At 72.0% G+C, this 22,365-nt stretch carries 16 protein-coding genes, 1 tRNA gene and 1 other RNA gene; 3 read left to right on the forward strand and 15 right to left on the reverse strand.

Annotated features, from left to right (window positions below):
- Positions 1–77 precede the first annotated feature (77 nt).
- The 11 genes from DEI96_RS12225 to ffs all read right to left on the reverse strand — a co-directional run bounded on the left by DEI96_RS12225 (position 78) and on the right by ffs (position 12,909).
- Positions 78–704 (reverse strand): thymidine kinase, encoded by a 627-nt coding sequence (locus DEI96_RS12225; RefSeq protein ID WP_111022274.1) that lies wholly within the window; start codon positions 702–704, stop codon positions 78–80.
- The gene (locus DEI96_RS12230; protein WP_035808846.1) at positions 704–1,405 is read right to left on the reverse strand and encodes a response regulator transcription factor; all 702 of its coding nucleotides are present in this window, start codon (positions 1,403–1,405) and stop codon (positions 704–706) included. Before DEI96_RS12230 ends, DEI96_RS12225 begins: the two co-directional genes overlap by 1 nt.
- Positions 1,392–2,672 carry a hypothetical protein gene (locus tag DEI96_RS12235; protein ID WP_181440432.1) on the reverse strand — a complete coding sequence of 427 codons (1,281 nt, stop codon included), beginning with the start codon at positions 2,670–2,672 and terminating at the stop codon, positions 1,392–1,394. The genes DEI96_RS12230 and DEI96_RS12235 overlap by 14 nt, the downstream gene beginning before the upstream one ends.
- Entirely contained in the window at positions 2,669–3,889 is a 1,221-nt protein-coding gene (locus DEI96_RS12240) for a sensor histidine kinase (RefSeq protein ID WP_111022273.1), read from the reverse strand. Before DEI96_RS12240 ends, DEI96_RS12235 begins: the two co-directional genes overlap by 4 nt.
- Before the next feature lie 170 nt (positions 3,890–4,059).
- A complete protein-coding gene (locus DEI96_RS12245) occupies positions 4,060–5,214 on the reverse strand; it encodes an Rv2578c family radical SAM protein (protein WP_111022272.1) in 1,155 nt (384 codons plus the stop codon).
- A 57-nt stretch (positions 5,215–5,271) separates the two neighbouring features.
- On the reverse strand, positions 5,272–6,759 hold the full coding sequence (locus DEI96_RS12250; RefSeq protein ID WP_111022271.1) for a malate:quinone oxidoreductase: 1,488 nt from the start codon (positions 6,757–6,759) through the stop codon (positions 5,272–5,274).
- A gap of 98 nt (positions 6,760–6,857) precedes the next feature.
- Positions 6,858–7,910, reverse strand: coding sequence for an aspartate-semialdehyde dehydrogenase (locus DEI96_RS12255; protein WP_071405015.1), 1,053 nt, complete (start codon positions 7,908–7,910; stop codon positions 6,858–6,860).
- A 43-nt stretch (positions 7,911–7,953) separates the two neighbouring features.
- On the reverse strand, positions 7,954–9,219 hold the full coding sequence (locus DEI96_RS12260; protein WP_017888681.1) for an aspartate kinase: 1,266 nt from the start codon (positions 9,217–9,219) through the stop codon (positions 7,954–7,956).
- A gap of 116 nt (positions 9,220–9,335) precedes the next feature.
- Positions 9,336–9,935, reverse strand: coding sequence for a recombination mediator RecR (gene recR / locus DEI96_RS12265; protein ID WP_017888680.1), 600 nt, complete (start codon positions 9,933–9,935; stop codon positions 9,336–9,338).
- Positions 9,935–12,751, reverse strand: a complete 2,817-nt coding sequence (locus tag DEI96_RS12270; protein ID WP_111022270.1) for a DNA polymerase III subunit gamma and tau — start codon at positions 12,749–12,751, stop codon at positions 9,935–9,937. The genes recR and DEI96_RS12270 overlap by 1 nt, the downstream gene beginning before the upstream one ends.
- 61 nt (positions 12,752–12,812) lie before the next feature.
- An RNA gene (ffs, locus tag DEI96_RS12275) (signal recognition particle sRNA small type) lies at positions 12,813–12,909 on the reverse strand.
- A gap of 37 nt (positions 12,910–12,946) precedes the next feature.
- Between ffs and DEI96_RS12280 the strand changes: the two genes are divergently transcribed.
- Positions 12,947–13,621, forward strand: coding sequence for an SDR family oxidoreductase (locus DEI96_RS12280; protein WP_111022269.1), 675 nt, complete (start codon positions 12,947–12,949; stop codon positions 13,619–13,621).
- A gap of 729 nt (positions 13,622–14,350) precedes the next feature.
- Here the strand turns inward: DEI96_RS12280 and DEI96_RS12285 are convergent.
- Both DEI96_RS12285 and pta read right to left on the reverse strand, forming a co-directional pair.
- The gene (locus DEI96_RS12285; RefSeq protein ID WP_027466390.1) at positions 14,351–15,547 is read right to left on the reverse strand and encodes an acetate/propionate family kinase; all 1,197 of its coding nucleotides are present in this window, start codon (positions 15,545–15,547) and stop codon (positions 14,351–14,353) included.
- A gap of 49 nt (positions 15,548–15,596) precedes the next feature.
- Positions 15,597–17,705 (reverse strand): phosphate acetyltransferase, encoded by a 2,109-nt coding sequence (gene pta, locus DEI96_RS12290; RefSeq protein WP_071405020.1) that lies wholly within the window; start codon positions 17,703–17,705, stop codon positions 15,597–15,599.
- 121 nt (positions 17,706–17,826) lie between these two features.
- Between pta and DEI96_RS12295 the strand changes: the two genes are divergently transcribed.
- Both DEI96_RS12295 and DEI96_RS12300 read left to right on the forward strand, forming a co-directional pair.
- Positions 17,827–17,911, forward strand: a tRNA-Ser gene (locus tag DEI96_RS12295).
- A 308-nt stretch (positions 17,912–18,219) separates the two neighbouring features.
- A complete protein-coding gene (locus tag DEI96_RS12300; RefSeq protein WP_111022268.1) occupies positions 18,220–18,861 on the forward strand; it encodes a YdbT family protein in 642 nt (213 codons plus the stop codon).
- A 40-nt stretch (positions 18,862–18,901) separates the two neighbouring features.
- Here DEI96_RS12300 and DEI96_RS12305 read toward each other — a convergent pair whose 3' ends face one another.
- Together DEI96_RS12305 and DEI96_RS12310 are read right to left on the reverse strand one after the other, a co-directional pair.
- Entirely contained in the window at positions 18,902–20,926 is a 2,025-nt protein-coding gene (locus DEI96_RS12305; RefSeq protein ID WP_111022267.1) for a helicase HerA-like domain-containing protein, read from the reverse strand.
- A gap of 41 nt (positions 20,927–20,967) precedes the next feature.
- On the reverse strand, positions 20,968–22,224 hold the full coding sequence (locus tag DEI96_RS12310) for a multidrug effflux MFS transporter (RefSeq protein WP_051596893.1): 1,257 nt from the start codon (positions 22,222–22,224) through the stop codon (positions 20,968–20,970).
- Positions 22,225–22,365 lie beyond the last annotated feature (141 nt).

A 22,365-nucleotide genomic window follows, 5' to 3' on the forward strand; every position in this document is an offset into this window, starting at 1 on the left:
GGAGGCCCGTGGCGGCGCCGCCACGGGCCTCCAGTCCGTCTGCTGGGTGCGGACCGGACGCACGCCGGCACGAGCGGTCAGGCGCCGTCGAGGCGGCCGCCGGACTCCGTCAGGTAGCAGTTGGCGCAGAGCGACTCGTAGGCGACGTCGACGCCGTCGATCGCGACCTGGGAGCCGTCGAAGACGAACCGGCCGTCGACCGTGCGGGCGTTGAAGACCGCCTTGCGGCCGCAGCGGCAGATGGTCTTCAGCTCTTCGAGGGAGTGCGCGACCTCGAGCAGGCGGGCGCTGCCGGGGAACGCCTCGGTGCGGAAGTCCGTGCGGATGCCGTACGTGATGACCGGGATCTCGTCGAGCACCGCGATGCGCAGCAGGTCGTCGACCTGCCGCGGGGTGAGGAACTGCGCCTCGTCGACGAGCACGCAGCTGACGGGCCGCACCATGCCGTCCAGGCGGTCCGACTCGGGGTCGACGGCGCCTGCGGCGGAGACGGCCTGGCGCACGTCGGCGTCCGGCGAGAACACGATGTCGACGGTCCGGGTGACGCCGAGGCGGGAGACGATCTCACGGTCACCCTTGGTGTCCACCGCGGGCTTGGCGAGCAGCACCCGGTGCCCGCGCTCCTCGTAGTTGTAGGCGGCCTGCAGCAAGCCCGTGCTCTTGCCGCTGTTCATCGCGCCGTAGCGGAAGTAGAGCTTCGCCACTACGCGAGGAACCCGTCCTCGGCGGCCCGACGGATGAGGTCGGACTTCTTCGAGGCGGGGCGGCCCACCTTGCTGTACTTCTCGCGCACGCGACGCAGGTAGGTCTTGGCGGTCTCGTACTGCACGTTCATCTGCGCGGCGACCTCGTTCGTCGAGTAGCCGGACACGTAGAGCCGCAGCGCCTCTTCTTCACCGGCGCTGAGCTTCGGGCGCTGGTGCGCGGCGGCACCCGTCGGCAGCGGACGCCACTCGCGGGGCTGCGGGGTCTCGCGGGCGACGCCCATGATCTCGCGGGCGACGTCCATCACCTCGCGCATCGGGAGCGACTTCGACAGGAACGCCGCGGCGCCGGCTGCCAGGGCGCGGTCGCGGGACTCACGGCTGTCGACGCTCGAGAGCACGATGACCTTCGCCCCGGCGGCACGGCAGGTGCGGACGCGGGCCTCGATCGAGACCGGTTCCTTGAGCTGGAAGTCCAGGAACACCAGGTCGGTCGGGAAGCTGTCGCTGTGGACCATCTCGAGCCAGGTGTGCGCGGTCAGGGCCAGGTCGAAGTCGAACGCGTTCACCGCGATCCAGCTCGACAGGCTGTCCAGCAGCACCTCGTGGTCGTCGAGGATGGCCAGCCGCACACGTCGTGCTCCCGGGTTCGGGAGGGACGGCGACCCCTCCGAGAGCCTGTTCGGGTCAGTGCTGGTCATAGGAGAACCTTAGTGCGAGGGCGGAAGGGCGGACCGCGACGTCGAGGTCGGGGAACGTCACGCGGAGGACGGCGAAGTAGGGGTCGAAGGTGCGGTGGATGCCGATGTCGGAGTCCGCGACGGCGAGCTCCACGTCGACGGACACACGAGCGGGTGCGGGTGCCTGCGCGGGCCGGGCCGCCGGGGCTGCCCGAGCCGCGGCGGCCGCGGGGGCAGCCGGGGCTGCGTGGTCCGCCGGGCGGGCCTGGGGCGCCGGGTCCGCCAGGGTGTCCGCTCGTCGCACCGTCGCGCGGAAGCCGGCCGGGTCGACGGTCGAGGCCCGGAGGGCCGCACGGACGAAGGTGCGGACGACCGCCCGCTGGTCGGTGTCGAGCGTCGCGATGAGGCCGTCGGGGTCGTCGACCACCGGCGCCTGGCCGCCGTCGACCCGGACGGCGTGCTCGAACCAGGTGCGGTCGGCGTCGGCGACCATGGACGCGCGGATGCCGTCGGCGATCGCACGGGCCCGGGCACGGTCGGCATCGGTGATGACGTCGCGTGTGCGGAGCTCGGCGAAGAACGGGGCGACGTCGCGGGACAGGATCGTCGAGCGGTCCTGCTGCACGCTCGCCGCGATGCCGTCCCGCTCGGCACGTGCGACGGAGTACGACCCGGCACGGATCTGCACCCGTTCGGCGAGCCCCGCGAAGGTCCAGGCGAACACCGCGGACGCGGCAGTCAGCACGAGCGTCGGTGCCGCGGCCAGGAACGCCGCGACGGCGACCGGCACCTCGTGCGGGAACTCCGCAGCACCGGCGCCCCAGGTCACGGCGTTCACCGCGGCCAGCACGAGCCCGCCGATCGTCAGGTCGGTCCACGGACGGTACGGCGCGACCATGACGATGCCGGTCGCCGTGATCAGGGACATGAAGTCGTTCAGGGCGCTGCGGTCCGGTCCCCACTGCGCGGCGACGCTCGTCACCGATGCCAGGCCGAGCAACCCGACGTGCGCGACGAACGCCGACCGCGGGAAGGGCGCACGGAACGGGCTCGAGGCAGCGAGCACCACCACCGCCGAGGCCGCGACGAGCAGAACGGTGAGGGCACTGAGCGTCGGGCTGCCCACGACGTCGCGGTCGAAGATCGACACGAGCAGTGCCCAGAGGACGCTGCCGGCCCCGAGCACGACGGCCAGGGGCCGCGACCCCATCGCGCCGAGCGGGTCGTACTGCTGCGCGGTGCGACGGGGCCCCGGCCCGGACCCCTGCCGCTGCCGGATCGCCGTCATCGTTCGGTCCCCCGGTCGTCGCTGATCGCCGGCACGGTGACCGCGCCGGTGACCGGTCCGTAGGGCACGGTCATCATGACGCTCGTGCCGGAACCGGGCGACGACCAGATCTGGACGTCACCGCCGACCCGGCCGATCCGCTCGCGCACCGAACCGCGGAGGCCCATCCGGTCGGCTCCGGTGGCGTCCTCGTCGAACCCACGACCGTCGTCGACGACCATGACGGTGCAGGACGCGCTGTCGTCGAACACGCTGACCTCTGCCGCGTCGGTCCCCGCGTGCTTCCGCACGTTGGCCAGGCACTGGCCGACGGCGCGGACGACCGCCGACAGCGCACGCTGGTCCAGGCGCTCGAGCGCGGAGGTGTCACCCGAGACGGTCACGTCGAGCCCGAGCGTCCGGTGCTCGGCGACCATGGTGCCGAACGCCTCGGCCGCAGCCCCGGGACGCGGGCGGGCGGCCGGCGCGAGCCACCCCTTGCCGGTGAGCACCGCGACGTCGGCGTCGACCGTCTCGGCGAGGTGCGGGTCCATCGGGCCGTCCGGCGCGAGGGCGATCGCGCCCAGGTGGTTGAGCACGGTGTCGTGCAGGATCGCGGACGCCTCGGCCTCGACCCCGGCGCGGTACGCGGACACGTGTTCTTCGCGCGCCGAGCGCAGGAGTTCGGGCTGCACCCGTTCGCTCCGCCCCGTGCTGCGGGTCGTGAAGAGCACGAGCGCGACCACGAAGCCCAGGGTGACCCAGGCCAGGATGAGCGGACGGGGCGACTGGTCGGCCTGCACGATGGCGATCCAGGTGGCGAGTCGTCCGGTCAGGAAGCCGACGAAGGACCACAGCACGACGCGGCTCGGCACGGCCCCGGCTCCCCCGACCAGGATGAGCGGGATCACGACGAGGGACATCAGGTACGAGGTCACCCACCCGGTCGGGACCTGCTGCTGGACACCGACGGCGAACCACCAGGCGCAGACACCGCCGACGGCCAGGAACGCGATCGCGGAGACCCGGGTGCCGAACTGCACGTGCACGCCGATCATGGCGAGCATCGGGACGACCGCCAGCGCGGTGCCGACGACCTGCACCCCGGGCTCGGACAGCCCGTAGAGCACGAGGGTGATGGCCGCGGCCAACAGGGACCCGATGGCGCCGGCGTGGAATGCGCGCACGGTCGACCACGCGTTCACTCGCGGTGCGAGGTGCGTGGGGATGCCGAGCACGAGGTGGATCCTTCCGGGTGGCGAGGGCGCCGTCCACGATCCAACCACCGGAGCAGCGGCCGTGTACCCCGAATCCGGGGCCGTGCGGCGACCCGCACGATGATAGCGGCCCGGACCGGGGTCTTGCTGTCCCCCGAACGTGGACCGGACACGACCCGGACGGACGCCCCTCAGAACAGCGTCTGTGCCGCCGTCGGCCGGAGCAGCCGCTGGTCGAACCCGGGGTCGGCGCGCTTCAGCGGTGACACCGTCGGCACCGACTGCTCCTGCGGCAGCGCCGGTGGCCCGCTCGGGCGCACCCCCTGCGGCACGCCCGGCTGCAGCGTTCGCGGTTCCGAGAAGCCCATCGACCCAGTCGCCGGGTCCACGCGACCCAGTCCGACCCCGTGCGCCGCCAGGATCGGGCGGATGCGCTCCGACAGCCACCGCCGGTAGTCCTTCGGCGCGTAGGTGTTGTCGAGGTACATCGCGCGGTACCGCTGCACCAGGTCGGGTCGCTCGCGGCCGAGCCACTCGAACCACCACGGCTTGACGCCGGGCCGCAGGTGCAGCGCCGAGTACATGATGCTCGTCGCGCCGGCCGCGGTCGCCCGACCGACGGCGTCGTCGAGGTGCGCCCGGGTGTCGGTGATGTACGGCAGCACCGGCATCAGGAACACGGCGCAGTCGAGCCCAGCGTCGCGGATGGCCCGCACGGTCGCCAGCCGTGCAGACGTCGTCGGGGTGCCGGACTCGACCGACTGCTGCAGCGAGTCGTCGTACACGGCGATCGACATCGCGAGGTCGACCGGCACCACCTTCGCGGCCTCGGCCAGCAGCGGCAGGTCGCGGCGCAGCAGCGTGCCCTTGGTCAGGATGCTGAACGGGGTGCGCGACTCCGCCAGCGCCTCGATCACCCCGGGCATCAGCCGGTACCGTCCCTCGGCCCGCTGGTACGGGTCGGTGTTCGTGCCGAGCGCCACCGGGTGGCGGTCCCACGAGGGCTTGCCGAGCTCACGACGCAGCACGTCGGCGACGTTCGTCTTCACCACGATCTGCTGGTCGAAGTCGGCGCCGCCGTCGAACTCCAGGTACGTGTGGGTCGGGCGGGCGAAGCAGTACACGCAGGCGTGGCTGCACCCGCGGTACGGGTTGATCGTCCAGCCGTACGTGCCCGACCCGTCCGCGCTCGGCACCCGGTTCAGGGCGCTCTTCGCGAGGACCTCGTGGAAGGTCACCCCGGCGAACTCGGGCGTCGTCACGCTCCGGACGAACCCGCTGTTCGATTCCATCCCGGGCAGCGCGTCGCTCTGCTCGGCGTCGATCGCCTGTCCACTCCACCGCATGCCGTCATTCGAACACACGTTCGAACAGACCGCAAACCCGAGCGGACACGACCGGCCTCAGTGGTGCAGGCCGAGCACCTTCGCCGTGCGCTCGAGCGTGGCGTCGGCCAGAGCCGGGTCGTCCCCGAGGTCCTGCCCGTAGGTCGGCACCATCGCGCGGACGTCGTCCTGCCAGCCGTCCCACCGGTCCGGGAAGCACCGGCGCAGCATCGCGAGCATGATCGGCACGGCGGTCGAGGCGCCCGGCGATGCGCCGAGCAGCCCCGCGATCGAGCCGTCGGCAGCGGTGATGACCTCGGTGCCGAACTGCAGCACACCGCCCTTGTCCTTGTCGGGCTTGATCACCTGGACGCGCTGCCCCGCGGTGATGCGGTGCCAGTTCTCGGGCTCGGCGCTCGGCATGAAGTCGCGGAGCGCCTCGAACTTGGTGTGCTTCGAGGCCAGGAGCTGGCCGACCAGGTAGCGGACCAGGTCGAAGTTCGAGAACGCGACGCTCAGCATCGGCCGGAGGTTGTGCGGCCGGATCGAGCGGAACAGGTCGAGGACCGAGCCCTGCTTCAGGAACTTCGGGCTGAACCCCGCGTACGGCCCGAACATCAGCGAGGACCCACCGTCGACGATGCGGGTGTCGAGGTGCGGCACCGACATCGGCGGGGCACCGACGCTCGCCTTGCCGTAGACCTTGGCGGAGTGCTTCTGCACCACCTCGGGGTCGTCGGTGCGCAGGAACTCACCCGACACCGGGAAGCCGCCGTAGCCCCGGATCTCCGGGATGCCGGACTTCTGCAGCAGGTGCAGGGCTCCGCCACCGGCGCCGACGAAGACGAACTTCGCGGCGATGCGCTGCGTCGACCGGCCGATCTCGTTGCGCACGTTGAGCACCCAGCCCTCGGACACCTTCGAGCGGGTCAGGTTGGTGACCTGGTGCGAGGGTTCGAACTCGACACCGTCGATCTCGAGCTGGTCGAAGAGCTGGCGGGTGAGCGAACCGAAGTCGACGTCCGAGCCGGCTGCCGAGTAGGTCGCCGCGATCGGCTGGTCCTTCTTGCGGCCGGGGATGAGCGCCGGCGCCCACTTCCGGATCTGCGCCGGGTCGTCCGAGAACTCGATGCCCGCGAAGAGCGGGTGGTCCCGCATGGCCTCGTACCGGGCGCGCATGTAGGCGACGTTGGCCTCGCCCCACACGAAGGAGATGTGCGGCGTGGGGTTGATGAAGTTCGTGGGTTCGGGCAGCACGCCCGTCTCGACCAGGTGCGCCCAGAACTGCCGCGAGACCTGGAACTGCTCGTTGACCGTGACGGCCTTCGCGATGTCGACGCGGCCGTCCGGCAGTTCCGGCGTGTAGTTCAGCTCGCACAGTGCCGAGTGCCCGGTGCCCGCGTTGTTCCACGGGTTCGAGGACTCCTGCGCCACCGTGCCGAGCCGCTCGTACACGCGGATCTTCCAGCTCGGCTCGAGTTTGTGGATGATGGCCCCGAGCGTGGCACTCATGATGCCTCCGCCGATCAGGACGACGTCGATGGGGTCCACCTGCTGCTCTGCCACCCGTCGATCCTACCGGCGGCACCCGACAGACGGACAGGAGGCCCGTGGCGGTGTCGCCACGGGCCTCCTGTCCGTCTGTTGGTCGCGCTCGGGGCGCGCTACGCGTCGACGGAGCGGCGCGCGACGATCGTCTCGGCGATCTGCACCGCGTTGAGCGCGGCGCCCTTCCGCAGGTTGTCGTTGCTGACGAACAGCACGAGGCCGCGGCCCTCGGGCGCGGACTGGTCCGCGCGGATGCGGCCGACGAACGCCGGGTCCTGGCCGGCGGCCTGCAGCGGGGTCGGGACGTCGGAGAGCTCGACTCCGGGTGCGCTCGACAGGATCTCGGTCGCGCGTTCGGGCGACAGCGGACGCTCGAACTCGGCGTGCACCGAGATGGAGTGCCCGGTGAACACGGGAACGCGCACGCAGGTGCCGGCGACGAGCAGGTCGGGCAGCTCGAGGATCTTCCGGCTCTCGTTCCGGAGCTTCTTCTCCTCGTCGGTCTCGCCCAGGCCGTCCTCGACGATGCTGCCGGCGAGCGGCACGACGTCGAAGGCGATCGGGCGGACGTACTTGACGGGCTCGGGGAACGTCACGGCGGATCCGTCGTGCGTCAGCGCAGCGGTGTCCTGCTCGAGCGCGGCCTTCGCCTGGCCCAGGAGTTCCTCGACCCCGGCGAGCCCGGAACCCGAGACCGCCTGGTAGGTCGTCGCGACGAGTCGGCGGAGCCCGGACTCGGTGTCGAGCACCTTGAGCACCGGCATGATCGCCATGGTCGTGCAGTTCGGGTTCGCGATGATCCCCTTCGGCGCCTGGTCGATGGCGTGCGGGTTCACCTCGCTCACGACGAGCGGGACGTCGGGGTCCATGCGCCAGGCGCTCGAGTTGTCGACGACGAGCGCCCCGGCGGCGGCGAACTTCGGCGCGAGGGCCCGCGAGGCCGTGGCCCCGGCGGAGAACAGCGCGATGTCGATGCCGGACGGGTCGGCGAGCTCGGAGTCCTCGACCACGATCTGCTCGCCCCGGAACGGCAGCGTCGTGCCGGCGGAACGGGCGCTCGCGAAGAAGCGGACCCGGTCGGCCGGGAACGCGCGCTCTTCGAGCAGGCGACGCATCACGGCGCCGACCTGGCCGGTGGCGCCGACGACGGCGACGGTGAGGGTGCTCATGCGGTGCTCCTGGTGGTTCAGCGGATCGACGGGTCGGCGGGCGTCAGCGGCCGGTGCCGGCGTAGACGACGGCCTCGGCGTCGGCGTCGAGGCCGAACGCACTGTGCACGACGCGCATCGCCTCGTTCAGGGTGTCGGCGCGGGTGACGACCGAGATGCGGATCTCGGACGTGGAGATCATCTCGATGTTGATCGACGCGTCGTGCAGGGCGCGGAAGAGCTGCGCCGAGACGCCGGCGTTCGTGCGCATCCCGGCGCCGACCAGGGCGAGCTTGCCGATCTGGTCGTCGTACTGGATGCTCTCGTAGCCGATGTCGGCCTTCGCGACCTCGAGCGCCGTCAGCACGGTCTGGCCCTGGTCCTTCGGCAGGGTGAACGAGATGTCCGTCCGCCCGGTCGACGCCGCCGACACGTTCTGGACGATCATGTCGATGTTCGCCCCGGCGCGTGCCACGTTGGTGAAGATCTCGGCGGCCTTGCCCGGCTGGTCCGGGACCCCCACGACGGTGATCTTGCCCTCGGAGAGGTCTCCGGCGATCCCGGTGATGATCGGTTCTTCCACGGTTTCCCCCTCGGCAGGGTTGTAGACGATGGTGCCCTCGTTGTTGTTGAACGAGGACCGGACGTGCAGGGTGACGCCGTGCCGCCGGGCGTACTCGACGGCGCGGATGTACAGGACCTTGGCACCCGAGGCTGCGAGCTCGAGCATCTCCTCGCTGGTGACGCGGTCGACCTTGCGGGCCTTCGGCACGACGCGGGGGTCAGCGGTGAAGATGCCGTCGACGTCGGTGTAGATCTCGCAGACGTCGGCGTCGAGCGCTGCGGCGAGGGCGACGGCCGTGGTGTCCGAGCCGCCTCGGCCGAGCGTGGTGATCTCGCCCGTGGTGCGGTTGAAGCCCTGGAACCCGGCGACGATCGCGACGTGGCCGGAGTCGAGCGCCTCGCGCACGCGCTTCGGGGTGACGTCGACGATGCGGGCCTTGCCGTGCTGGGCGTCGGTGAGCATGCCGGCCTGGCTGCCGGTGTAGGAGGACGCTTCGACCCCGAGGCTCTTGATCGCCATCGCGAGCAGCGCCATCGAGATGCGCTCCCCCGCGGTCAGGAGCATGTCGAGCTCACGGCCGGCGGGGATCGGCGTGACGGAGTGCGCCAGGTCGACGAGTTCGTCGGTGGTGTCGCCCATCGCCGACACCGCCACGACCACGTCGTTGCCGGCCTTCTTCGTCTCGACGATCCGCTTCGCCACGCGCTTGATGCTCTCGGCGTCCGCGACGGATGAACCACCGAACTTCTGCACGATCAAGGCCACTGGCTGGTACTCCCGGAGACGGCGACACCGCGAGGTCTCGCGGTCTCACAATGGTAGTCGGTGTTTCGGGGATGTTGCGTGCGAGCGGGCCCCGACGCAAGGATCCTGCGTGGCGGTCAACCGCCGACGACGCGGCGCCCTTCGAAGGCACGACCGAGCGTGACCTCGTCGGCGTACTCCAGGTCGCCGCCGACCGGCAGGCCCGACGCGAGCCGCGTGGTGCGGATGCCCATCGGGACGAGCAGCCGGCTGAGGTACGTCGCCGTGGCCTCGCCCTCGAGGTTGGGATCGGTCGCGATGATGACCTCGGCCACGGTGCCGTCGGCCAGACGTGTCATGAGCTGCTGGATGCGGAGGTCGTCCGGTCCGATGCCGTCGATCGGGCTGATCGCCCCGCCGAGCACGTGGTACAGCCCGCGGAACTCGCGGGTGCGCTCGATCGCCGCGACGTCCTTCGCTTCTTCCACCACGCAGATCGTCGCTGGCGAGCGGCGCGGGTCGCGGCAGATGCTGCACTGGACGTTCTCGGTGACGTTGCCGCAGATCTCGCAGAAGCGGACCCGCTCCTTGACGTCGGCGAGCAGCTCGGACAGCCGGCTCGGGTCGAACGACTCGGTCTGCAGGATGTGGAAGGCGATGCGCTGCGCCGACTTCGGGCCGATGCCGGGCAGGCGACCGAACTCGTCGATGAGGTCCTGGACGATCCCGTCGTACATCAGGCACCGTCCTGGTGGAGAGCGGTCTCCTCGATGAACTGGGCGTTGAGGATCTCACGCACGACGGCCTCGCCGTACCGGCCGGCGACCGGGGCGCGGCGTGCGGGCGGTGCGGTGCGCGCGGGAGCGGCGGCGGGCTGGGCCGCACGCTGCGGGGCGGCCTGCTGCGTCGGGGCTGCCGGCGCGGCGGCTGCTGCTGGCGCTGCACCGCGTCCGATCCCCGGGTCGGGGAACGGGGCGCCGTCGTCGTACGGTTCGTCGTCGAGCGGGTAGTCGTCGACCGGGACGCCCGGCACGACGGGACCGCCGGGAGGCACGGTTCCCGCTCCGGACGCCGCCTGCGGACCCGGGGTGGTCGGGCCGTCGGGCTGCCCGGCCGTGGCAGCGCCCGGTCGCGCGGGTACGGCCGACGGTGCCGGCTCGGTCGGCTGGGGCGTGCTCGTCTCGGCGGGGGCGACGGGCGCGGACGCTGGCACGGTGCCGAAGGGTGCTGCCCAGCTGGGCTCGACGGACTCCGGGACGGCGTCGGCGGTGGGGTCGCTGGCGGGGATCGTCGCGACCGCCCAGTCCGTCACCGGCGCACCGGATGGAGCGGGGGCCGGTTCGGCCGGTGCCTGGTCGCGCTGCGGGGCGGACGCGGTCGGCGCTGCCTTCGGCTGGGGCGAGGACTTCGGCGCCGGCGCGGACTTCGGCGCGGGCGCTGCCGTCGCCGCAGGAGGTGCCATCGACTCGGGTGCTGCGGACGCGGCCTTCGGCTCGGCGGCAGGGGCAGCCGTCGGCGTGGGCTCACCAGCGGACGCGGGTGCCGGGGACTCCGGTGCTGCGGGCTCGGGCGCCGGGGCCGGGGTCGCGGCGGCGGCGGGCGCCTGGGCAGCGGGCGCCGGACGCTGGGCCGGTGCGGCCTGCTGTGCCGGAGCCGACTGCTGCTGCTGCTGCGGCTGCGGACGCTGCTGCTGTCCGGGCCCGCGGGCGACGAACTTCACCCGGAGCCCGAGGACGTCCACGATGGCGGCGCGGAGCAGTTCGCTGACGCTCGCCGAGGGGTCGGACATCTCCTTGAACGAGGCGACGTCCTGCTGGCTCGGGAACGTCAGCGTCAGCACGTCGTCGCGGAGCGCGGTGACCTGCGCCGTGACGACCACCGACCACGCCGAACGCTTGGCGTGCTGCACGTGCTCGACGATCTGCGGCCAGGAGTCGCGCATCTGCTGGAAGCCGACGGCACCGACGGTCCGGACGGCGGGCTCGTCACCGATCGTCGTGCCCTGACCGGTGGACGACGGGCTGACCGGCTCGGCCGCGGGCTTCGAGGGCTCCGGCTTCGAGGGATCCGGCTTCGAGGGATCCGGCTTCGAGGGCTCGGACTTCGCGGGCTCGGCCGAGGTCTGTCCGGGCGCTCCAGGAGTGCTCGGAGCGACCGCTGCCCACGACGCTGCGGCGTCACGGGCCACGGCTCCGGAGTCGGCCTGCGGCGCGGCGGGCTGCTCGACGGGACGCTCCGGCGTCGCACGAGCCGCTGCCGGAGCGGGCGTCGGGGCGAGGGAGGGAGCAGGCGCTGCGGGAGCCGCGGCTGCCGGCTGCTCACGACGCGGTGCAGCGGCGACGGCGGGAGCGGACTGCTCGCCGGTGCCGGCCTGGTGTCCACCGGCGTCGCCGACACCGACGCGACGTTCCAGTCGCTCCACGCGGGCGAGGGCTCCGCGCTGGGTGTCGTCGGCCTCGGGCACGAGCATCCGGGCAGTCATGAGTTCGAGGTGCAACCGGGGCGAGGTCGCGCCGGTCATCTCGGTGAGGGCACGGTTCGCGATGTCGGCGGAGCGGGAGAGCCCGGTCGCGCCGAAGACCCCGGCCTGGCGGCTCATGGTGTCGAGTTCTTCCGGTGAGACCCCGCGCAGGACGGCGGCGGCGCTCTCGTTCGTCGCCGCGACGACGATCAGGTCACGCAGGCGCTCGAGCAGGTCCTCGACGAAGCGCCGGGGGTCCTGTCCGGTCTGCACGACCCGGTCGATCGCGGCGAACGCGGACGCCGGGTCGGCGACGGCCAGGGCGTCGACGACGTCGTCGAGCAGGGCGGCGTCGGTGTAGCCGAGCAGGGCCACGGCACGCTCGTAGGCGATCGCACCGTCTTCGCTGCCGGCCATCAGCTGGTCGAGCAGCGACAGGGTGTCACGGACGGATCCACCGCCCGCACGCACCACCAGGGGCAGGACGCCGGGGGCCACCGACACGGACTCCTGCGTGCAGAGCTGCTCGATGTACTCGAGCATCACCGCGGGCGGGACGAGCCGGAACGGGTAGTGGTGGGTGCGCGACCGGATGGTGCCGATGACCTTCTCTGGCTCGGTCGTCGCGAAGATGAACTTGACGTGCTCCGGGGGTTCCTCGACCAGCTTGAGCAGCGCGTTGAAGCCCTGCGGCGTCACCATGTGCGCTTCGTCGAGGATGAAGATCTTGTAGCGGTCGCGAGCCGGGGCGAACACGGCACGGTCGCGCAGGTCACGCGCGTCGTCGACACCGTTGTGGCTCGCGGCGTCGATCTCGATGACGTCGAGCGAACCGCTGCCGTCGCGGGCGAGTTCCACGCAGCTCGGGCAGACGCCGCACGGGGTGTCGGTCGGGCCCTCGGCGCAGTTCAGGCAGCGCGCCAGGATGCGGGCCGACGTCGTCTTGCCGCAGCCACGGGGCCCGCTGAACAGGTAGGCGTGGTTGACGCGGTTCGTGCGGAGCGCCGTGCGGAGCGGGTCGGTGACCTGCGACTGCCCGATCAGCTCGGCGAAGTTCTCGGGCCGGTAACGGCGATACAGGGCGGTGACCACGCGACAAGGGTAGCCGTCACGACCGACAACCCGCGTGCCCGTCCACAGGCCAGGCGGGAACGAAGAAGACTCCTCACGCACCCGCCAGAGCCTGGTTACCCTTGCTGCGTTTCCGCCCTGGGGGAGTTGGCCTGGATGGCGTCACGTGAGGAGCCGCCGAGAAGTCTACCGGACGCAACGGGCAGACTCGAACACATGAAGATCGCCATCGCCGGAGGACACGGCCAGATCGCCCTGCTCCTCGCCCGCCAGATCACCGACGCCGGCCACGACGCCGTCGCGATCGTCCGCAACCCCGCGCACGTGGCCGATGTCGAGCAACAGGGGGCGCGTGCGATCGTCGCCGACCTGGAGCAGCTCGGCGACGACGACCTGGCGCTCCGCCTGCGCGGTGTCGATGCCGTGGTCTTCGCCGCCGGTGCCGGGCCGAACAGCGGCGCCGAACGGAAGCTCACCGTCGACCGTGACGGTGCGATCCTGCTCGCCGACGCCGCCGAGCGTGCCGGCATCGAGCGGTACGTGATGATCTCCGCGATGGCGGCCGACACCTACGACCCCGAGCTCGCCGTCGTGCCCGCGCAGGACGACGCCGCGGTGTTCCAGGTCTACCTGCGGGCGAAGGCCGAGGCAGACGCGAACCTGCGGGCTCGACGCCTCCGCTGGACGATCGTGCGTCCCGGCGGCCTGCTCGACACGCCGCCGCAGGGCACCGTCGACGTCGGTCGGACGGTGCCGCGCGGCTCGATCCCCCGCGCGGACGTCGCGACCGTCGTCCTGCACGCCCTGCTCGACGACGCCGCGGTCGGCGTGCAGTTCGAGGTCACCAGCGGCGACACCCCGATCCCGGCGGCGCTGAACGCGCTCACCTGACCGGTCCGCGCGGCGCGCACCGTGCGCGCTCCGTCACCCCGTGCGAGTTCCTCGCCGAAGGTGCCGGGCCGCGCACCGTGCGCACCTGCTCACCCCGTGCGAGCTTCCGCGCCCCGTGCCGCGCTGCAAGCGCGCACCCAGCAGGCAACCCCGCACCAGCCCACGAACACCGCACCATGCACCGGACGCGACCCACCGACGGACGGGAGGCACGGAACCAGCCCGCCCCACGCCTCCCGTCCGCACCGTGCGCACCTGCTCACCCCGTGCGGACTTCCGCGCCCCGTGCCGCGCTGCAAGCGCGCACCCAGCAGGCAACCCCGCACCAGCCCACGAACACCGCACCATGCACCGGACGCGACCCACCGACGGACGGGAGGCACGGAACCAGCCCGCCCCACGCCTCCCGTCCGCACCGTGCGCACCTGCTCACCCCGTGCGGACTTCCGCGCCCCGTGCCGCGCTGCAAGCGCGCACCCAGCAGGCAACCCCGCACCAGCCCACGAACACCGCACCATGCACCGGACGCGACCCACCGACGGACGGGAGGCACGGAACCAGCCCGCCCCACGCCTCCCGTCCGCACCGTGCGCACCTGCTCACCCCGTGCGGACTTCCGCGCCCCGTGCCGCGCTGCAAGCGCGCACCCAGCAGGCAACCCCGCACCCACCCACGAACACCGCACCGTGCGCCGCGCCGCGCCGCCGCGTGGCGCCGCGGCGCCACGCGTCAGAGCGCGACCGCAGCCGACTGCCGGGCGATCTCGAGCTCCTCGTTCGTCGGGATCACGAGCACCGCGACCCGTGAGCCGTCGGTGGAGATGCGGCGGGCGTCCCGCGACGCCAGCTCGTTGCGGTCCGGATCGATCTCGATGCCCAGGTGCTCGAGCCCCGCGAGCACGCGCCGCCGCAGCAGCGCGTTGTTCTCGCCGACACCCGCGGTGAACACGACCGCGTCGAGTCCGCCGAGCTGCGCCGTGTAGGCACCCACGTAGCGACGGATGCGGTGGCGGTACACGGCGAGCGCCGCCTCCGCCTGCTCGTCGCCCTTGGTGGCGGCGTCCTGCACGTCGCGCATGTCACCGTTGCCGGTCAGGCCGAGCAGGCCGGACCGCTTGTTGAGCATGGTGTCGAGCTCGTCGAAGGTCATCCCGGCCTCGCGGTGCAGGTGGATGAGCACCGCGGGGTCGAGGTCTCCGGAGCGGGTGCCCATGACGAGCCCCTCGAGCGGGGTGAGCCCCATCGAGGTCTCGATGGACTTCCCGCCGTCGATCGCCGCGACCGAGGCGCCGTTGCCCAAGTGCAGCACGATCGTCTTGAGTTCGGCGAGCGGCCGGTCGAGGAACTCCGCGGCCTGCTCGGAGACGTACTTGTGGCTGGTGCCGTGCATGCCATAGCGGCGGATCCCGTACTCGGCGGCCAGGTCGGCGGGGATCGCGTACGTGTACGCGTGCGGCGGCATCGTCTGGTGGAACGCGGTGTCGAACACGGCGACGTGCGGGACGTCCGAGAAGACCTGCTTCGCGGCGCGGATCCCCTCGAGGTTGGCGGGGTTGTGCAGCGGGGCGAGGCTGTTGAGGTCTTCGATCTGCTGCTCGACCTGGTCCGTGACGACCGTTGCACGGTCGAAGGTGGTGCCGCCGTGCACGACGCGGTGGCCGACGACGGCGGGCGGGTGCTCGTCGAACGACGGGCCGACCTTCGCGAACGCGTCGATCATCGCCTGGAACCCGGCCGCGTGGTCGGGCACCGACGCGGCGTCGTTGGACGACGACTCCCCCGTCAGCGCGTTGGTGTGCTTCCAGGCCCCGGCGGACTCGCCGATGCGCTCGACGAGCCCAGAGGCGAGCGTGCGCTCGTCCTCGAGTTCGATGAGCTGGTACTTGAACGAACTCGAGCCGGAGTTGACGACGAGGGCTGCGGTCACGGGGTGGTCACTTTCTGTCGGGCCTGGAGGCGCGGTGCGGGTCGGGCGGTCAGGCCGCGTCGGTCGCGGTGCCGGCCTGGATCGCGGTGATCGCGACGGTGTTCACGATGTCGCCCACCAGGGCACCCCGCGACAGGTCGTTGATCGGCTTGCGCAGGCCCTGCAGGACCGGGCCGATCGCCACGGCGCCGGCCGAGCGCTGCACGGCCTTGTACGTGTTGTTGCCGGTGTTGAGGTCCGGGAAGATGAACACCGTCGCCCGACCGGCGACCGGGGAGTCCGGCATCTTGGTCGACGCGACCGTGGGGTCGGCCGCGGCGTCGTACTGGATCGGGCCCTCGACGAGCAGGTCGGGTCGGCGTTCCCGCACGAACGCGGTGCCGGCGCGCACCTTGTCGACGTCGGCGCCGGAGCCGCTGTCGCCGGTGGAGTAGCTGAGCATCGCGACGCGGGGGTCGATGCCGAACTGGGTCGCGGTCTCGGCGGACGAGATCGCGATGTCGGCGAGCTGCTCGCTCGTCGGGTCCGGGATCACCGCGCAGTCGCCGTAGACGAGCACGCGGTCGGCGAGCGCCATCAGGAACACGCTCGACACGATCGAGGTGTCGGGACGGGTCTTGATGATCTCGAACGACGGCCGGATGGTGTGCGCCGTGGTGTGCTTCGCGCCGGAGACCATGCCGTCGGCGAGCCCGAGCTGCACCATCATCGTGCCGAAGTACGAGACGTCGGTGACGGTGTCCCGGGCGAGCTCGATCGACATCCCCTTGTGGGCGCGGAGCCGGGTGTACTCCTCGGCGAAGCGCTCACGCAGCTCGGGGTCGAACGGCGAGACGAGCTGCGCGGCCTCGAGGTCGAGGCCGAGCTCGGTCGCCCGCGTGCGGATCGCGGCGGGGTCGCCGAGGATCGTGAGCTCGCAGACCTGACGCTGCAGCAGGGTGGAGGCGGCACGGAGGATGCGGTCGTCCTCGCCCTCGGGCAAGACGATGCGCTTGCCGTAGCTGCGCGCCCGGTCGAGCAGGCCGTGCTCGAACATGAGCGGGGTGACGACCCCGGACGGGGCGAGCTGCAGGCGGTCGCGCAGGGCCTCGGCGTCGACGTGCTGCTCGAACAGGGCGAGCGCGAGGTCGGCCTTCCGGGGTGAGTCGGCGGCCAGGCGGCCACGGGTCTGGGTGATCCGGAGGGCGGTGTCGTACGTGCCGAGGTCGTTCTGCGCGATCGGCAGCGAGCTCGACAGGCCCTCGAGCAGCCGGGACACCTGCGGGGCGATCTCGAACCCGCCGTTCAGGATGACGCCGGCCAGGCTCGGGAACGTCTCGGACTGGTTGGCGAGCAGCGTGGCGATGAGGACGTCGCTCCGGTCACCCGGGACGACGACGATGCCGCCCTCGATCAGCCGGGGCAGGACGTTCTCCATGCTCATGCCCGCGACGACGGTGCCGAGGGCCTCGCGGTCGAGCAGGGCGTCGTCACCGCGGACCAGGGTGGCGCCGGTGGCCTGCAGCAGGGCGCGGACGGTCGGGGCGACGAGCACGCGGTCCTCGGGGATCGCCCACACCGGCACGTCCGGGTGGTCGTCGTGCACGGCCTGCTCGACGCTCGTCACGATGGCGGCGAGGGCGTCCGGGTCGGCACGGTTCACCACGACGCCGAACAGCTGCGCGTGTGCCGCCCGCAGCTCGCTGGTCGTGACGTCCGCCACCTGCGCCATGCCCTCGGGGGTGCGGGCTGCACGTTCGGCGGCGTCGCGGCCACCCAGCACGAGGAGCACCGGAGCGCCGAGGTTCGCGGCGACCTTCGCGTTGAAGGACAGCTCGGTGGGGCTGCCCACGTCGGTGTAGTCGGACCCGAGCACCACGACGGCGTCGCACTGCCGCTCGACCTGGGCGAACCGGGTGACGATGGTGCCGAGCGCCGCCTCGGGGTCGGCGTGCACGTCGTCGTAGGTGACCCCGACCGCGTCGTCGTACGAGATGCCGACGGCCGTGTGCTGCAGCAGCAGCTCGAGCACGTAGTCGGGTTCGACGACCGATCTGGCGACGGGCCGGAACACGCCGACGCGGCCGACGGACCGGGCGAGGGTCTCGAGGACACCGAGGGCGACGGTGCTCTTGCCCGTGTGCCCTTCTGCTGACGTGATGTAGATGCGGGTCGACACGAGGCCCAGGGTAGTCGCCGGACATGTCACGACATCTGGGAGCACCGGCGCCGACGACACGCGGTCGTGAGCACCGCGCAGAACCTGTACCATTGGGTGTCGCCGTCGCGAGACGGTGTCAGGAGAATTCGCCTAGTGGCCTATGGCGCACGCTTGGAAAGCGTGTTGGGTGCAAGCCCTCGGGGGTTCGAATCCCCCATTCTCCGCAGCGAGCAACACAGAACCACCCACGAAGGACCCGCACCGATCGGTGTGGGTCCTTCGTGGTTGTGCTCATGAAGGCGCAGTGGTCCCCCACCCTGCGGACGAGCGCGTGCCCTGTTCCCCCTCGGTTGGCCGGGAAACGCCGACCAGGGGTGGAACGGGCTGTCCCCGGTACCCGTCGGTCGCCTATGCTGGCCGAGCGAACGGCTCCGGGACGAGCCGACCGCGGTGCATCGAGCGGCAGGGGCGTCGCTCGGAGGGCGTGCTGATCAGCGTGCCCGGAACACCCGAGGGGACGAGGAGACGCGCCATGGGGGACACCACCGTGCCCGCAGTGCCCGTGCGACCCGCCGTCTTCGACACGGTCCTCCGTCCGCGCCGGTCCCTCGTCCGCTCCACCGCGCTGAGCATCGCCTTCTCGGCCGTGCCGCTCGCCGTCGCCCTGGTCTGGGTCTCGTTCCCGTTCCGCACGTGGGCCGTGTTCGCCGGGATCGTCGTCGCCATGGCCGCGGCCGTCGGCATCGTGTTCGTCCGACTGCACACCGCGTTCATCGGCATCGACGACGACGGTCTGACGATCCGCGGGGTCCTCACGGCGCACCGGCGGATCCCCCGCGCCCGCGTGCACAGCCTGGTGCTCGCCACGACCTTCGGCTCGTCGGTGGACCGGACCGTCCGGGAACTCGTCGCCTTCGACCGGACCGGCACCCACCTCTTCCGGCTCCGCGCCGACGTGTGGGGCGACGACGGGCTCGACCGGGTCGTCGACGCGCTCGGCGTGCAGGTCGTCGAGGATGCCCGGCCGGTCTCCGCCCGCACCTTCGCGAAGCGCTACCCGACGAGCCGCGCCTGGTACGAGCAGCGGTCGGCGTTCCTGCTCGTCGGCGGCCTCGTCGTGCTGGTCGTCGGCGGGCTGCTCGCCGTCGAGTTCGCCGGCCTCGACGCCCGCTGACCCACCGGCTGGCCGGTCAGCGGCCACCGCACGGCACCGGTCAGCGCCGCCGCCGCAGCGTCGAGAAGATCCCGCGCACCACTTCCTTCGCGATGGTCCCGCCCAGCCCGGAGCCGAGCAGGTCCGACAGCGGGTCCCCCGCGGTTCGCCGCGTCCCGGATCGCTGCGTCCCGGATCGCTGCGTCCCGGACCGCTGCGTCCCGCCCGACCGACCGGAGCCGCCGGACCGACCGGACCGCCGGGCGTCCGACGCTCGCTCGGCCCGCTCGAACTCCCGCTGCTGCCGCTCGTACTCCCGCTGGGCATCCGCCGACGCGTCCGCCGCGGCAGCAGCGGCCTCGTCGGCTGCAGCGGCAGCGTCGGCCGCAGCGGCCGCCGCCTCCATCCGTCGCGCGAGCACCTCGCGGGCCGAGTCCGGATCGACGCGGGTGCCGTAGGTCGCCAGGAGCGGTGAGGCCTGCACCCGTGCGGCCATCTCGTCGACCGGCATCGGGTCCATCGACCCCTGGGGTGCGCGCAGCCGGGTCCACGCGACGGGGGTCGGCGCGCCCCGCTCGTTCATCACCGTGACGATCGCCTCGCCGGTCGCGAGCGACGTGAGCACCTCGCCCAGGTCGTAGTCGCTCGTCGGGTAGGTCGACACCGTCGCCCGGAGCGCCTTCGCGTCGTCCGGGGTGTGGGCGCGGAGCTGGTGCTGGATGCGCGACCCGAGCTGCGCCAGCACGTCGTTCGGCACGTCCTTCGGGGTCTGCGTCACGAAGAAGACCCCGACGCCCTTCGACCGGATGAGCCGCACGGTCCGCACGATCTGCTCGGTGAAGTCCTTCGACGCCCCGCTGAACAGCAGGTGCGCCTCGTCCAGGAAGAACACGAGCTTCGGCTTCTCCTGGTCGCCGACCTCGGGCAGCTCGTTGAACAGGTCCGCCAGCAACCACATCAGGAACGTCGAGAAGACCTCCGGCCGGTCCTGCACACCGGGCACCTCGAGCAGACTGACGATCCCCCGCCCGTCCGCCGCCGTCCGCAGGAACACCTGCGTGTCGATCTCGGGCTCGCCGAAGAACTGGTCGGCACCCTGGTCCGCGAAGGTGACGAGCTCCCGCAGGATCACCCCGGCGGTCTGCTTCGACAGGCCCCCGAGCTCGGCGAGCTCGCCCTTGCCCTGCTCGCTCACCAGGAACGTCAGCACGCTCCGCAGGTCGTCGAGGTCCACCAGCGCCAGGCCCTGCTGCGTGGCGTAGTGGAACACCAGACCGAGCGAGGACTCCTGCGTGTCGTTCAGCCCGAGCACCTTCGACAGCAGCAGCGGCCCGAACCCGGAGACGGTGGCGCGGATCGGCACGCCGGTGCCCTGCCCGCCCAACGAGAACAGCTCGGCCTGGCTCGCGACACCCTGCCACTGCTGGCCGATGCCCGCGGTGCGGTCGAGCAGCTTGTCGGTCGCCTGCCCCGCGACGGCCAGACCCGACAGGTCGCCCTTGATGTCGGCGGCGAACACCGGCACCCCGTTCGCCGCGATCTGCTCGGCGAGCACCTGCAGCGTGCGGGTCTTGCCGGTGCCGGTCGCCCCGGCCACCAGTCCGTGCCGGTTCAGCATCGCGAGCGGGATCCGGACCTGCACGTCGGGCACCGCTGCGCCGTTGATGAGGGCACCGAGTTCGATCGCACCGCCGTCGACGGCGTAGCCGTCACGGATGGCCGCGACCGCGTCCGGTCCGAGCGGGCCGGCTTCGGCACGGACGGGAGGCACGGTGCCGGTCGCCCCCGTCGCCCCCGGATCCGGGGCGGTCGCCTCGACCGCTGCGGCAGGGGTGGTCGGAGCCGGTGCGGCCGCAGGGGCGGGCTCCGCGTCGGGCGCGAGCCGCGCCTCCAGGCCGGTGGGTGGTGGGGACCCGACGACCGCGGGTTCCGCGTCGGCGGTGGGCTCCGTCTGCTCCTCCACCGCCAGTGCGGCGGCGAGCTCCTCGGCTTGCCGCGCCGCTTCGTCGGCGAGCCGACGTGCCTCGTCTGCGGCCTGTCTCGCTGCCTCGGCAGCCGCCCGTGCCCGCTCCGTCGCGTCGCTCATGGGCACAGCCTAGGGACCGGAGCGCGCGGCGGTCCGGGTCGTCAGTGCGTGAGTGCGGGGACCGTCCGGGGGCGGACCACGAACCAGAGCATCAGGATCGCGACGGCGGCGGTCGACGCCATCACCATCGCCATCGGGGTGGCCGTCGTGATGCCGAGCCAGCCGACGACCGGCGAGATGAGCCCGGCGACGCCGAAGTTCAGGGCACCGAGCACCGAGGCGGCGGTCCCCGCCTCTTTCCCGTGGGCGGCGAGACCGATGACCTGGACGAGCGGGAACGAGAACCCGCACGCGGCGATGAAGAACCACAGCGGTACCAGCACGCCGACCAGACCGGCCCCGAGCTGGTCGAGGACGATGATCGCGAGCGACGCCAGCAGCAGGGTCGCGGTGGAGCACGCCAGGATCCACTGCGGACCGACGCGCTGGGCGAGGCGCGACGAGATCTGCACACCGAGGACGACCCCGACCGAGTTGACGGCGAAGAGCAGCCCGTACTGCTGCGCGTCGAGCCCGTAGACCTGCTGGAACAGGAACGGCGACGCGCTGAGATACGAGAACAGCCCGCTGAACACCATGGCGCCGATGAGTGCGACGCCGACGAAGATCCGGTCGGAGAACAGCGCCTTGTAGCGCTGGCCGATGGTGGAGTGCCCGGCCTCGTGCCGGCGGGCCGGCGGCAGGGTCTCGACGATGAGCAGGATCGAGGCGATGACCACCGCGAGGCCGTAGCAGGCGAGGAAGACGAAGATGCCGCGCCAGCTGGTGAACTGCAGCATCTGCGAACCGATGAGCGGCGCGAGGATCGGTGCGAGACCGTTCACCATCGCCAGGCGGGACAACATGCGCACCAGCGGCTTGCCGCCGAACAGGTCACGCACCGTCGCCATCGCGACGACACCACCGGCTGCGGCGCCCATGCCCTGCAGCACGCGGAACACCGCGAGCAGCTCGATGTCCGGCGCGGTCGCGGCGCCGATCGACGCGGCGATGTGCACCGTCGTCGCGATGATCAGCGGCAGGCGACGGCCCACCTTGTCGCTCCACGGGCCGACGAGGAGCTGCCCGATGGCGAAGCCGAGCGTCGTCGCGGTGAGCGTCAGCTGGACCGCGCCGTCGGTGACGCTGAACTGGTCCTTGATCGCCGGGAACGCCGGCAGGTACAGGTCGATCGTGAACGGACCGAGCGCCGTGAGGGCGCCCAGGACGAAGACGTAGACGAGTCGCTGCCCGCGGGAGAGCGAGTCTCCCGGGTGCAGGACGACCCGGAGCGAACCGGTGGTGGCGGGCGCGGTCACGAGACAGGAGTCCTTCGACGATGAGGGGGCGGAGGGTGATCGCGGGTCGATCGAATCGATTCGTCCGCGGAACCATCCTACGGTCGTCGGTGCGTGCTCGGCGCCGCCGGTGCGGGCCTCCCGCGTGAAGCGGCTCGTGCT

It is taken from the genome of Curtobacterium sp. MCLR17_031, assembly GCF_003234775.2.
In the GTDB taxonomy this organism is placed as follows: Bacteria; Actinomycetota; Actinomycetes; order Actinomycetales; family Microbacteriaceae; genus Curtobacterium; species Curtobacterium flaccumfaciens.

Bases quoted from the DNA above. Each gene is read 5' to 3' on its own strand.
- DEI96_RS12300 (WP_111022268.1), top strand. From the start codon at position 18,220: ATGGGGGACACCACCGTGCCCGCAGTGCCCGTGCGACCCGCCGTCTTC.
- DEI96_RS12255 (WP_071405015.1), bottom strand. From the start codon at position 7,910: ATGAGCACCCTCACCGTCGCCGTCGTCGGCGCCACCGGCCAGGTCGGC.
- DEI96_RS12230 (WP_035808846.1), bottom strand. From the start codon at position 1,405: ATGACCAGCACTGACCCGAACAGGCTCTCGGAGGGGTCGCCGTCCCTC.
- DEI96_RS12245 (WP_111022272.1), bottom strand. From the start codon at position 5,214: ATGCGGTGGAGTGGACAGGCGATCGACGCCGAGCAGAGCGACGCGCTG.
- recR (WP_017888680.1), bottom strand. From the start codon at position 9,935: ATGTACGACGGGATCGTCCAGGACCTCATCGACGAGTTCGGTCGCCTG.
- DEI96_RS12235 (WP_181440432.1), bottom strand. From the start codon at position 2,672: ATGACGGCGATCCGGCAGCGGCAGGGGTCCGGGCCGGGGCCCCGTCGC.
- DEI96_RS12280 (WP_111022269.1), top strand. From the start codon at position 12,947: ATGAAGATCGCCATCGCCGGAGGACACGGCCAGATCGCCCTGCTCCTC.
- DEI96_RS12305 (WP_111022267.1), bottom strand. From the start codon at position 20,926: ATGAGCGACGCGACGGAGCGGGCACGGGCGGCTGCCGAGGCAGCGAGA.